General features: G+C 67.7%; 9 protein-coding genes. 2 read left to right on the top strand and 7 right to left on the bottom strand.

Annotation, left to right across the window (positions count from 1 at the left end; translation table 11 throughout):
- Positions 1-55: 55 nt before the first annotated feature.
- From carB to VEC57_20380, 3 genes are read right to left on the bottom strand one after another with little or no spacing between them, the layout of a single operon-like run.
- On the bottom strand, positions 56-3,271 hold the full coding sequence (gene carB, locus VEC57_20370; protein ID HYC01498.1) for a carbamoyl-phosphate synthase large subunit: 3,216 nt from the start codon (positions 3,269-3,271) through the stop codon (positions 56-58).
- 3 nt (positions 3,272-3,274) lie between these two features.
- Positions 3,275-4,495 (bottom strand): glutamine-hydrolyzing carbamoyl-phosphate synthase small subunit, encoded by a 1,221-nt coding sequence (gene carA, locus VEC57_20375; protein HYC01499.1) that lies wholly within the window; start codon positions 4,493-4,495, stop codon positions 3,275-3,277.
- Complete coding sequence (locus VEC57_20380) at positions 4,492-5,877, bottom strand: dihydroorotase (GenBank protein ID HYC01500.1); 1,386 nt, start codon at positions 5,875-5,877, stop codon at positions 4,492-4,494. Before VEC57_20380 ends, carA begins: the two co-directional genes overlap by 4 nt.
- 326 nt (positions 5,878-6,203) lie before the next feature.
- Between VEC57_20380 and VEC57_20385 the strand changes: the two genes are divergently transcribed.
- Both VEC57_20385 and VEC57_20390 read left to right on the top strand, forming a co-directional pair.
- Entirely contained in the window at positions 6,204-7,253 is a 1,050-nt protein-coding gene (locus VEC57_20385) for a hypothetical protein (protein ID HYC01501.1), read from the top strand.
- Between the two features lie 93 nt (positions 7,254-7,346).
- The gene (locus tag VEC57_20390) at positions 7,347-8,234 is read left to right on the top strand and encodes a LamG-like jellyroll fold domain-containing protein (protein HYC01502.1); all 888 of its coding nucleotides are present in this window, start codon (positions 7,347-7,349) and stop codon (positions 8,232-8,234) included.
- Positions 8,235-8,276: 42 nt separating this feature from the next.
- Here the strand turns inward: VEC57_20390 and VEC57_20395 are convergent, their stop codons facing one another.
- The 4 genes from VEC57_20395 to pyrR are packed head-to-tail and all read right to left on the bottom strand — an operon-like array spanning position 8,277 to position 12,490.
- The gene (locus VEC57_20395) at positions 8,277-9,452 is read right to left on the bottom strand and encodes an aminotransferase class I/II-fold pyridoxal phosphate-dependent enzyme (protein HYC01503.1); all 1,176 of its coding nucleotides are present in this window, start codon (positions 9,450-9,452) and stop codon (positions 8,277-8,279) included.
- Between the two features lie 32 nt (positions 9,453-9,484).
- Entirely contained in the window at positions 9,485-10,864 is a 1,380-nt protein-coding gene (gene thrC, locus VEC57_20400; GenBank protein HYC01504.1) for a threonine synthase, read from the bottom strand.
- A gap of 56 nt (positions 10,865-10,920) precedes the next feature.
- Positions 10,921-11,955: an aspartate carbamoyltransferase catalytic subunit gene (locus VEC57_20405; GenBank protein HYC01505.1), complete on the bottom strand. Its 1,035-nt coding sequence runs from the start codon at positions 11,953-11,955 to the stop codon at positions 10,921-10,923.
- On the bottom strand, positions 11,942-12,490 hold the full coding sequence (pyrR, locus tag VEC57_20410) for a bifunctional pyr operon transcriptional regulator/uracil phosphoribosyltransferase PyrR (GenBank protein HYC01506.1): 549 nt from the start codon (positions 12,488-12,490) through the stop codon (positions 11,942-11,944). Before pyrR ends, VEC57_20405 begins: the two co-directional genes overlap by 14 nt.
- Between the last annotated feature and the right edge of the window lie 296 nt (positions 12,491-12,786).

Genomic DNA, 12,786 nt, shown 5'->3' on the forward strand with positions numbered 1-12,786 from the left:
GCACCAGCCGTGCCGGGTTGCCGACTGCGGTCGAGCTGGCGGACGCGCGGCGATCTCAGCTCCACTTCCCCGCGTGGAAGTCCTGCAGCGCGGTGACGCGCACGCCATGCCCCTTGCGCAGGAACATCCCTTCGGCGGCCGCCGCTGCGCCCGCGATCGTCGTGAAGTACGGCACCGCGCTCTCCAGCGCCGCCCGCCGCATCGTGAACGAGTCGCGCACCGCTTCGGGCGTGCCCACCGTATTGATCACCAGGCAGACCTGGCCGCCGCGAATCGCATCGACGGTGTTGGGCGCGCCCTCGCTCACCTTCTTCACCGCAAGGCATTCCAGGCCGAGGCTGGAGAGATACTCGGCGGTCCCCTCGGTGGCCATCAGGCTCAGGTCCGCCTCCACCAGACGCCGCGCCACGCGGCCGATGCGCTCGCGATCCTCGGGCCGCACGCTCACCAGCACGGTGCCGCTCGACGGCAGCCGGTTGCCCGCGGCCTCCTCGGCCTTGGCAAAGGCGAGGCCGAAGCGCTTGTCGATGCCCATCACCTCGCCGGTGGACTTCATCTCCGGGCCCAGGAGCGTGTCGACGCCCGGAAACTTGATGAACGGGAACACCGCCTCCTTCACCGAAACATAGGCGGGAATGATCTCGTCGGTGAAGCCGAGCTGCGCCAGCGTCTCCCCCGCCATCGCACGCGCGGCAAGCTTGGCCAGCGGACGGCCGATGGCCTTGGAGACGAAGGGTACGGTGCGGGAGGCGCGCGGATTGACCTCCAGCACGTAGACTTCGTCGCCGACCACCGCGAACTGCACGTTCATGAGGCCGCGCACGCCGAGCTCGCGCGCCATGGCGACCGTCTGGCGGCGGATCTCATCCTGGATCTCGATGCTGAGCGACCAGGCGGGAATCGAGCACGCGCTGTCGCCGGAGTGCACGCCGGCGGCCTCGATGTGCTCCATGATGCCGCCGATCACGACCTCGGTGCCGTCCGAGATCGCATCGACATCGACCTCGATGGCGTGATCGAGGAACTTGTCGATCAGGATCGGATGATCGGGAGAGGTCTTGATCGCGTTCTGCATGTAGCGGCGCAGGTGCTCGAACTCGTGCACGATCTCCATCGACCGTCCGCCGAGGACGTAGGAAGGCCGCACCAGGATCGGCAGCGTCAGGCGCCGTGCGATCTCCTCGGCCTGCTCCACCGTGCGCGCCGTGCCCGAAGGCGGCTGCTTGAGCGCCAGCTTGTCCAGGAGCTTCGAGAACAGCTCGCGGTCCTCGGCGCGATCGATGGCCTCGGGAGGAGTGCCGATGATGGGCACGCCCTCGGCCTCCAGCGCCTTGGCGAGCTTCAGAGGCGTCTGTCCGCCGAACTGCACGATGACGCCGACCGGGTTCTCGCGCCGCACGATCGAAAGCACGTCCTCGAGCGTCAGCGGCTCGAAGTAGAGCCGGTCCGAGGTGTCGTAGTCGGTCGAGACCATCTCCGGGTTGCAGTTGACCATGATGGTCTCGAAGCCGGCCTCCTTCAGCGCGAACGCCGCGTGCACGCAGCAGTAGTCGAACTCGATGCCCTGGCCGATGCGATTGGGCCCGCCGCCGAGGATGATGATCTTGCGGCGATCCGTTGGCGGCGCCTCGTCCTCTTCCTCGTAGGTCGAGTACAGGTAGGGCGTGAAGGCGACGAACTCGGCGGCGCAGGTGTCGACCATCTTGAAGACGGGCTGGATGCCGTCGCGGCGGCGCCGCTCGCGCACGGTCTTCTCGTCGGTCTGCAGGAGAGTGGCCAGGCGGCGGTCGGAGAACCCCCACTGCTTGGCCTTGCGCAGCGCTTCCTTGCTGACGGCCGGAAGGCCCCCGCGCGAGGACAGGTCGGCCTCCATCGCCACGATCTGCTCGATGTTGGCGAGGAACCACGGATCGATCTTGGACAGCTCGAAGATGCGTTCGAGCGTGTAGCCGCGCCGGAAAGCCTCGGCGACGTACCACAGGCGCACCGAATTGGGCGTTGCAATCTTCGCCTCGAACTCGGCGTCCGGAAGAGGATCGGGCGACTCGAATCCGTACGACCCCGTCTCGAGCGAGCGCAGCGCCTTCTGCAGGCTCTCCTTGAAGGTGCGCCCGATGGCCATGGCTTCGCCGACCGACCGCATCTGCGAGGTGAGCCTGTCCTCGGCGCCCTTGAACTTCTCGAACGTGAAACGCGGGATCTTCGTCACCACGTAGTCGATGGTCGGCTCGAAGCTGGCCGGCGTCTCGCGCGTGATGTCGTTGCGGATTTCGTCGAGCGTCAGGCCCACCGCCAGTTTGGCGGCGATCTTGGCGATGGGGAAGCCGGTGGCCTTGGAGGCGAGCGCGCTGGAGCGGGACACGCGCGGGTTCATCTCGATGACGACCATGCGCCCGTTCTTCGGATCGACCGCGAACTGGATGTTCGAGCCGCCGGTATCGACCCCGATCTCGCGAATGATCGCGAGCGAGGCGTCGCGCATGATCTGGTATTCCTTGTCGGTGAGCGTCTGCGCCGGCGCCACCGTGATCGAGTCGCCGGTGTGCACGCCCATCGGGTCCAGGTTCTCGATCGAGCAGATGATGACGACGTTGTCCTTGCGGTCGCGCATCACCTCCAGCTCGTATTCCTTCCAGCCTTCGATGGACTCCTCGACCAGCACCTCGTGGACAGGCGAGAGCTCCAGGGCCCACTGCAGGTACTTCTCGTACTCCTCCGGCGTCTTGGCGATGTTGGCGCCCATTCCACCGAGCGTGCGCGAGGGGCGGATGATGACGGGCAGGCCGAGCTCGCGCACCACTTCCCTGCCCTGCTCCATGCTGCCGACGTAGCCGGAGCGCGGCAGATCCAGGCCGATCTTGGACATCGCGGCCTTGAAGAGGTTTCGGTCCTCGGCCTTCTTGATCGCGCCGATGTTGGCGCCGATCAGCTGCACGCCGAACTGCTCGAGCACCCCGCGCTCGGCCACCTCGAGCGTCAGGTTCAGCGCCGTCTGGCCGCCCATCGTCGGCAGGAGCGCATCGGGACGCTCGGCCGCGATGATTGCCGTCAGCGCATCGGCGGTCAGCGGCTCGACGAAGGTGCGGTCGGCGAACTCGGGGTCGGTCATGATCGTGGCCGGGTTCGAGTTGACCAGGATCACCTTGTAGCCCTCTTCCTTGAGAGCCTTGCACGCCTGCGTGCCCGAGTAGTCGAACTCGCTTGCCTGGCCGATGACGATGGGCCCGGCGCCCACGATCAGGATGCTCTTGATGTCGTCGCGTTTGGGCACTTCTCAGCCAACCTTCTGAATGGTTTGATCGTCGCGCGCCTCGAACTCGTGCACGCGCGAGGCGCGCCCGGTGTCCTTCCGGTGCTGCTTCATCATCTCGACGAACTTCTCGAACAGCGGCGCCGCATCATGCGGGCCCGGCGACGCCTCCGGGTGATACTGCACGGAAAAGACCGGCAGAGTCTTGTGCGCCAGGCCCTCGACGGTGTTGTCGTTGAGGTTCAGGTGCGTGATGCGCACGTCGGGCGGCAGGCTTTGCGGATCGACGGCGAAGCCGTGGTTCTGCGCGGTGATGGAGACGACGCCCGAATCGATGTCGAGCACGGGTTGGTTGCCGCCGTGATGGCCGAACTTCATCTTGTAGGTCTTGCCGCCCAGAGCCAGCGCCAGGATCTGATGGCCCAGACAGATGCCGAACGTGGGCGTGTCCCTGGCCAGGTCCTGCACCACTTCGACCGCGCCCTGGACCGCATCCGGATCGCCGGGGCCGTTGGAGAGGAAGAGGCCGTCGGCGCCCAGCGCACGGATCTCCTCCGCGCTCGTTCCGGCGGGAACGACGACGACGCGGCATCCGTGCGCCGCCAGGCAGCGCGCGATGTTGAGCTTGAGGCCGTAGTCGAACGCCGCCACCAGCGGCCCGTCGTCGGCGGCGCGCGAGTAGCGCTTGTCCAGCGTCCAGGTCGAGCCGGTCCAGCGATAGTACGTCGGCGTGGTCACGCGCGTCGCCAGGTCCTGGCCGACCAGGCTGGGCCGCGCGGCCGCCTCGGCCACCAGCGCCTGCTCATCGACTTCGCCCGTTGCCAGTACCGCCTGCTGCGCGCCGTGATCGCGGATGTGACGCACGAGCGCGCGCGTGTCGATGCCTTCGATGCCCACGATGCCGTGCTGCTTCATGTAGGCGCCGAGCGAGGTCTCGGCGCGGTAGTTGCTCGGCCGGTCCCAGTATTCCTTGACCACGAAGCCCTGCACGTAGGGGCGCGTGGCCTCGACGTCGTCGCAGTTGACGCCCACGTTGCCGATCTCCGGATACGTCATGACGACGATCTGACCGTCGTAGGAGGGATCGGTCAGGATCTCCTGATAGCCGGTCATCGAGGTGTTGAACACGACCTCGCCGCCGGTCTTGCCTTCCGCACCGAAGGCCGTGCCGCGAAAGATGCGGCCGTCGGCCAATGCCAGCGTTGCCTTCAATGTCGTCGCCTCCATGCTGACGCAGTCGCTCACGCGCCCTTCCGCAGCGGCGCGTGCGCCGTTTCCTGCCAGACCGTCGCGCCGCCGACGATGGTGCGCACGACCTTGCCCGTCATCGTCCAGCCGTCGAAGGGCGTGTTGCGGCTCTTGGTCATCATCTGGTCCGCCGACAGCCGCCACTCCCGATTTGGATCGAAGATCGTGACGTCCGCCGCCGCCCCCACCGCCAGCGTTCCTCGATCGACCGAAAGGATGCGAGCCGGCGCCGCGCTCATCGCCTCGATCGCACGCGAAAGCGTGAGGTAGCCGTCGCGCACCAGCGCCAGCGCCAGCGGCATCATCGTCTCCAGGCCGACGATGCCGAAGGCGGCCTTGTCGAACTCGCAGACCTTCTCGTCGCGATGATGGGGTGCGTGATCGGTGGCGATGGCGTCGATGGTGCCGTCGGCCAGGCCTTCGCGCACGGCCTCGACGTCGCGGCGGCCGCGCAGCGGCGGCTTCATCTTGGCGTTGGTGTTGTAGCCGAGCACCGCCGACTCATCCAGGATGAAATGGTGGGGCGCCGCTTCCGCCGTCACCGGCAGTCCGTCGGCCTTGGCGCGGCGGACCATCTCGACGGCCTCGGCGCACGAAATGTGCGCGATGTGCAGCTTGCCGCCGGTGGCCCGCACCAGCTCGATGTCGCGCGCCACCATCACCGACTCGCCCGCGGAGGGCATCCCGCGCAGCCCCAGCCGCACCGAGACGGCGCCCTCGTTCATGACGGCGCCGCAGCACAGGCCCGAGTCCTCCTCGTGCGCGATGACGGGAAGGTCGAACATGCGCGCGTACTCGAGGGCGCGCCGCATGAGCGCGGAGTCGTCGATCGGCATGCCGTCGTCGGAGACGGCGACGATGCCCGCCTCCACCATCTCGCCGAACTCGGCCATGCGCTCGCCCTTGAGCCCCAGCGAGACGGCGCCGATGGGATAGACGTTGGCGTAGCCGGCAATCAACCCGCGTTCCTGGATGTACTTCGTGACGGCCGCGTTGTCGTTGACCGGATCGGTGTTGGCCATGCACGCCACCGAAGTGACGCCTCCGGCCACCGCCGCGCGCGTGCCCGTTTCGATCGTCTCCTTGTACTCGAAGCCGGGCTCGCGAAGGTGCACGTGCATGTCCAGGAAACCGGGGGCGACGATGAGGCCGGTGGCATCGATGATCGGCAGCGCCGGCGCCACGCCCGGCATCATGAGCTGCGCGGGATCGAGAGAACCCGGCGCGCCGATGGCGGAGATGCGGCCGTCCTCGATGAGAAGGTCGAGCTTGCCGTCGCGGCCGGTGGCAGGATCGACGACGCGGCCGCCGCGGATGAGCGTCTTACCGAGAAGCGCGGGCCGCACACCGGCCGCGGGCGGTCGTCGCGCGGTGATCATGTTCGCCGTCGCCACCGTCAGGCCACCAGCGAATGGTCGCCGGCAGGTCTGCCCGCGCGCGCACGGACGCAGACGAATGTCGTGGAATGTGTACGGATCAAGGTCGCACCCTTCCCGACCTCGCTGGGCCGGATTTAAAGAGCCGCCGTGGCAGTTCGCCCACCTGGCCGTCTGCCGTCGGCGGGCGTCATAGGGGCGGGAGGGCGGCGTGTCAAAGCCGCGGCCGTGCGCACGACGTTCGCCGTGCGCCCGGGCGACGCAATCCCCCGGCACGAGTGCGCGCGCCCTTGACGGCCGCGCAGCGCCCGCCCAATGTCGGAGAGGTCGTGGTCGCGCGTGTCTTGTCGGCGCTGGTGATGGCTGCAGCGGCAGCGGCCCACGCGTACGCCGCGCAGGGGGACTGCGCGCAGCCACTGTCGAACGGCTCCTCGCCCACCGCCTCCGACTGCCTCTTCGTCCTGCGTGCGGCCGTGGGCTCGCAGAGCTGCTCCCCATCGTGCGTGTGCGACACCAACGGCAGCGCCACCATCACCGCATCCGATTCGCTGCTGTGCCTGAAGGTTGCCGTCGGCCAGCCGCTGCCGCTCCAATGCCCAACTCCTTGCGGCGCCACGACCACGACGGCGCCGCCGACCTCCACGACGGAGCCGCCGACGACGACGGCGCCGGCGACGTCGACGACATCACCGGCAACCACCTCGACGACCGCAGCGCCCACGACCACCGTCGGCGCTTCGTGCGGGAACGGAATCATCGAGGACGGCGAGACCTGCGACAGCGACTGCCCGGTCTGCCCGGCCCAAACGGCATGCTTCGAGGACGTCGGCGCCGCCGGCACGTGCGACCTGCAGTGCCACGTGCCCGTTCTCGAGTGTCGTGCGGCAGGCGACCAGTGCTGTCCGTATGCCGGTGGAAGCGGTTGCTCGAACGCGAACGATGCCGACTGCGCTGCAACGCAGTGGAAAAGCATGCAGTGGTTCCAGCCGATGGCCTGGACCGCGGACCAATGCGCCAACGTGCAGGTGTACGGCATCTCGGCTGGCGGCAGCTACGTGTTCACCACGTGCCATCCCGATTCTTCCAGCGGCACCAATGGCGACCCGGCGATCGTTTCGGTCGTGGACAACCACGGGACCAGCTATCCGGTTGCCAACGACGACTGCACTCTCGCACAGGCGCTTCCGCTGCTGGCAGGCTGGAGCTGCTCGAATGCCTCGGGTGCGGTCGAAACGTGCGCCGCGCAGAGCAGTGGCGGGTTTCGCGCAGGCACCGGTGTGTTCGCGCTGACGGTGACGGTCTGCTCGGCCAACGGTCAGTCGGGAAGCGGCGCGCTGTACATCTGGTACCAGAGCACGCTGACGCCCAACGCCGGCTGAGGACCATCTGCGCGCGTGGCCGCGCACCACGGTGGGTAGAATCACGCTCCTGTCGTGGCTAGCCGCCGCTCGCGTTGCTACCGTCGCAGGTAGGTGTCGCGAGCTTTCCTGAAGAGCCGTCGCCCGAGCTTCTCGTGCGCGATGGTGGCCGCGCTGGCCGCCTGCCTGGCGGCATCGCACGCGCTGGCCGATCTGCGCGGCGATTACCGGTTCGAGAACGACCTGACGAGCTCCGCCGGTACGCTGCCGGCGCTGACGCCGATCGGCCCGGGCCAGGCGACGTTCCACAGCGAGATCGTCGAAGGCACCGAGGTGACCGTCTACGAGTTTCCCACCGATAACGGGCTGCAGATCGCTCCGCTGACGGCGATGGCGAAGAACACCTACTCCATCTTCATGCTCTTCCGGCTCGACCACGTCAGCGGCTCGAGCCGCCTGATCGACTTCAAGGGCGGGACCAGCGACTGCGGCCTCTACGTGGTCGACGGCGCGCCGGTGATCCGGTGCGGCGAGAGCGGCACGCAGTCGATGTGCGCGAACACATGGGTCCAGGTGGTGGTGACACGTGCCCGCAACGACAACTTCCGCGTCTACGTCAACGGCCGGGAGGTCCTCGCCTACGTCGACGCCGCCGACGACACCACGCTGACGGCCGACGAGCTGCGCTTCTTCCGCGACAACGAATGCACCGCGCCCTGCGGCGAGGAATCGGGCGGCGCCGTGGCCAGGATCCTCATCTACGACAACGTGCTGCGACCGAACTTCATCGAGGCGCTGGTGGTCCAGGACTGCGGCGACCTCAACAGCAGCGGCACGATCACCGCCAGCGACGCGCTCGGCGCGCTGAAGGCCGCCGTTGGATCTGGCTGCTGCCAGATCGAGTTCTGCGACGTCACCGATCCGCCAGGCGTCGCGGCCAGCGACGCCCTGGCGATTCTCAAGGCTGCGGTCGACGAGGGCGTCGAGCTTTCCTGCAACTGACGGACGGCGGCTTCGCGCCGGACGGCAGTCGCGCCGGCCGTGCTATCCGAACGCCCGCGCCAGCGCCTGATCCAGGTCCGCGATCAGATCATGGGCGTCTTCGATGCCGACCGAATATCGGATCAGGTTGTCCTTGATGCCGACTTCCAGGCGTTCCTCGGTGCTCAGCTCGTAGAAGCTCATGATCGCCGGCTGCTCGATCAGGCTCTCGACGCCGCCGAGAGAGGCGGCAATGTAGGGGATCGTGCACGCGTCGACGACGCGCGAGGCCGCGTCCAGATCGCCGCGCACCTCGAAGGAAACCACGCCGCCGAAGCCGCGCATCTGCTTTCGCGCAATGTCGTGTGCCGGATGCGTCGGCAACCCCGCGTAGTGCACGCGCTCCACGCGAGGATGCTTCGCAAGGAACTCCGCGATCGCCTGCGCGTTGGCATTCTGCCGCTCCATGCGCAGCGCGAATGTCTTGAGGCCGCGCACGAGCAGGTAGGCCGCGAACGGATCGACGGTCGCTCCCGTCATGGCCTGGAGCTGGCGAAAGCCCTGCACCAGATCGCGCGAGCCGAGCACGGCGCCGGCCAGAAGATCGTTGTGGCCGCTGAGGTACTTGGTGGCGGAATGCATCACGATGTCGACGCCGTACTCGAGCGGCCGCACGTTGTAGGGCGTGGCGAACGTCGCGTCGATGACGGTCTTGACCCGGTGCCTGCGGCCGATGGCCGCGAAGCGTTCCAGATCCAGGATGCGGTTGTACGGGTTGGTCGGCGATTCGCTGACCAGCACGCGCGTGGTCGGGCGGATCGCATCCTCCAGCGCCTCGTAATCGCCCGCCGGGACGGTCGAGGCCTCGATGCCGAAGCGGCTCAGCGTCGCGTGAAGGAACTGCCGCGTGCGCCGGTAGCTGTCATCGGTGATGACGACGTGCGCGCCGCGCGAGAGCATTGCGAAAAGCGCGGTGGTGATGCCGGCCATGCCGCTCGAGAACAGCAGGCAGTCCCCTGCCCCCTCCAGAGCCGCCATCTTGAGCTCGGCCGTGCGCTGGGTGGGATTGCCGTAGCGCCCGTAGTCGATGCGGTGCTCGATGTTGCCTTCGAAATGGTCCTTGAGCTCCTGGCTGTTGGCCCACGTATAGGTTGCCGTTTGCACGATCGGCGTCGTCAGCGCGTGCGCCAGCTTGTCGCGCGGCTCGCCCCCATGCACGGCCAGTGTGCTCGGCCCCACCGCCCTGATCTGCTGCCCCCGATTCTCCGACACTACGACACCAGCAGCCGCGACTTCTCGACGTGACGAGCAATGGCCCGCGCAACGTGCTCGGGGTCGGCGGGCACCTCCACCGGCTTGTTGCCGTGCGTGCTCTTGATCTCGGCCAGCGCGCCCATGTGATACGCCGTCTTCTGATCGGCGAACTTGAGCCCGTTGGCGGTGGACAGCACCACCACGCGCTCGCTGGATCGGATGATCTTGCGCTCGACCAGCTTGCGCAGCGCCGCCAGCGCCACGCCGGTGTGCGGGCAGTTGAACATGCCGGTGCGATCGGCGCGCGCCGCTTCGTCGGCCAGCTCCTGCTCGCTGGCCTGCTCGACCACGCCGTTGAACTTCTGGAGCGTCCGGATCGCGCGCTTGACGCTGACCGGATTTCCAATCTGGATCGCGGTGGCCAGCGTCGGCTGCGCGGCGACGGGCTCGAAGGACTGGAAGTCCTTCAGGAACGAGCGGTAGAGCGGGTTGGCGCGCTCGGCCTGCGCCAGGCAGATGCGGGGCAGCTTATTGATGAGCCCGAGCTCCTGCATCATCAGGAAGCCCTGCCCCAGAGCGTGCACGTTACCGAGATTTCCGCCCGGGATGATGATCCAGTCCGGAACCTCCCAGTCGAACTGCTGCACGATCTCGATGGCCACCGTCTTCTGCCCCTCGATGCGCAGGCTGTTCATCGAGTTGGCCAGGTAGATGCGCTGCTCCTTGGTGATCTCCTGCACCACCGCCATGCAGCCGTCGAAGTCGGTGTCGAGCGAGAGCACGAGCGCTCCGTTGGCGAGCGGCTGGACGAGCTGCGCCACCGACACCTTGTTCTTCGGCAGCAGCACCACCGCCGGAATGCCGGCAGCCGCGCAGTAGGCGCCGAGCGCGGCGGAGGTATCCCCCGTGGATGCACACGCAACGGCATCGATCGGAACGCCGGTGGCGATCATCTCCTTCACCACCGAGACCAGCACCGTCATGCCCAGGTCCTTGAAGGACCCCGTATGCGAGTTCCCGCACTGCTTGATCCACAGGTCCTCGACGTGGAGCTGCTTACCGTAGCGGTCGGCCCACAGCAGATTGGAGTTGCCCTCGTACATCGAGACGATGTTCTCGTTGTCGATGAACGGCACGACCCATTCCTTCTTGCCCCAGACGCCGGAGCCGTACGGATAGGTGTTGCCGTGGGAACGGTCCTTGAACAGGTCCATCCAGGCGGCAGCCGAGCGCGACCGCAGCGCGCTCATGTCGTGCTCGACCTCGAGCAGGTCACCGCAGGTGGGACAGCGGTAGATGACCTCGCGGAGGTCGAACTGGCCCGGACAGCCATTGATGCATCGGAACCACGCGTTGTACGCCATGATGTTGACCGTATACCCGCGACGCGCAGCCACGGCGATTGCGACCCTGTTCCGCCCGTCCGTCGGGCGGTCGCGGCGCCGCAACGCGGCTACGCGACCCGCATCTGCCCCGCCGCCGCCACGGCAGGCGCCGCCGCCGCCGGCAGCGAGGGAGCCGGCGGCGCGATCGTCGACTCGCCCACGGTGCTCCCGCGAATGCCGTCGGCGCCCGGAATGATCAGCTGGTAGAGCACCGCCATGCGCAGCGCCACGCCGTTGGCGACCTGGCTCATGATCACTGAATAGGGCCCGTCGGCCACCTCGCTGGCGATCTCGATGCCGCGATTGATGGGGCCGGGGTGCAGGATGATCACGTCCGGCTTGGCCTTGGCCACCACGTCGGCGGTCAGACAGAAGTAGCGAGAGTACTCGTTGACCGTCGGGAAGAAGTGCTGGCCCAGCCGCTCGTGCTGGATGCGCAGCATCATGATGACGTCGGCCCCTTCGACCGCGCGGCCCACATCGAAGTAGAGCTCGCAGCCGAAGTCGGCGAACTCGCGCGGGAGCAGCGTGGGCGGCCCGGCCAGGCGCACGGTGGCGCCGAGCGTCTTCAGCGCGAAGATGTTCGAACGCGCCACGCGCGAATGCAGCAGGTCCCCGACGATGGTGACGGTCAGGCCTTCGATCGAGCGCTTGTGCTGGCGGATCGTGAGCAGGTCCAGCAGCGCCTGCGTGGGGTGCTCGTGGCTGCCGTCTCCCGCGTTGATGATCGAGCAGTCGATCACCTTGGCCAGGAAGCGCGCGGCGCCCGAGGCGGGATGGCGAACGATGATGCAGTCGGGCGCCATGGCCGCCAGATTGCGCGCCGTGTCCTCGAGCGTCTCGCCCTTGGACATGGAGGACGCCGACGTCGAGATGTTGATCGAGTCGGCCGACATGCGCTTGGCGGCGATCTCGAAGGACGTGCGGGTGCGCGTGCTGTTCTCGACGAAGAGGTTGATGACGGTCTTGCCGCGCAGCGTCGGCAGCTTCTTGACCTCGCGCGAGGAGACTTCGACGAAGGACTCGGCAGTGTCGAGGAGGAGCGTGATGTCGGAAGCGGACACGCCTTCGAGCCCCAGCAGATGGCGGCTACTTGGAGCCATCGCTCACCTCCTCGAGATAGACGGCGTCGCTGCCGCCGAGCTCGGTCAGATCGACGCGCACCTTCTGCGTGCGCGAGGTCGGCACGTTCTTGCCGACATAGTCGGCGCGGATCGGCAGCTCGCGATGACCGCGGTCGACCAGCACCGCCAGCTGCACCGCCGCCGGGCGGCCGAAATCGACGAGCGCATCCAGAGCCGAGCGGATGGTGCGGCCGGTGTAGAGGACGTCGTCGACCAGCACGACCTTGCGCTCCTGGATGTCGAAAGGAATGTTGGTCGGCTCCATCCGCGCCGTCGCACCGAGGCGCCCCGCATCGTCGCGATAGAGCGTGATGTCGATGGCGCCGACCGGCGGAGGCGTCTCGCCCTCGATGCGTCCGATCTCGCTGGCGATGCGCCGTGCCAGCGGAACGCCGCACGTATGGATGCCGACGAGCGCCAGGCCCTGCGAGCCGCCGTTGCGCTCGACGATCTCGTGGGCGATGCGCGTCAGGGCGCGGCGAAGGCGCAGGCTGTCGAGGACTTCAACGGGCACGGCCGGCCGCCTCGCCCGCGGCGCGGGCATGAAAAAACCCTGCCCGTGGCGAGGCAAGGTTCGCAGTCGGCGTCGAGATTTGCGCGCAGGTCGAGAGCAATCGCCGCACCCTTCCCGGCCTCGCTGAGCCGGATTTAAAGGAGCCCGCGGTAGTTCGCCCGTTCGGCCGTCTACCGTCGGTCCGCCTCATAGGCGCGGAAGGTGGGTGAGTCAAAGATGGCGCGGTGCACAGGCGATGGCGACCGCACACGAGGATGGGCGTGCGACCCGCGCTTCGGGCGCTGGAAAAGTCGTAC

The organism is Candidatus Limnocylindrales bacterium (genome assembly GCA_035626395.1).
Classification (GTDB): domain Bacteria; phylum Desulfobacterota; class Binatia; order UBA1149; family CAITLU01; genus DASPNH01.

Bases quoted from the DNA above. Each gene is read 5' to 3' on its own strand.
- VEC57_20380 (HYC01500.1), bottom strand. From the start codon at position 5,877: ATGATCACCGCGCGACGACCGCCCGCGGCCGGTGTGCGGCCCGCGCTT.
- VEC57_20405 (HYC01505.1), bottom strand. From the start codon at position 11,955: ATGGCTCCAAGTAGCCGCCATCTGCTGGGGCTCGAAGGCGTGTCCGCT.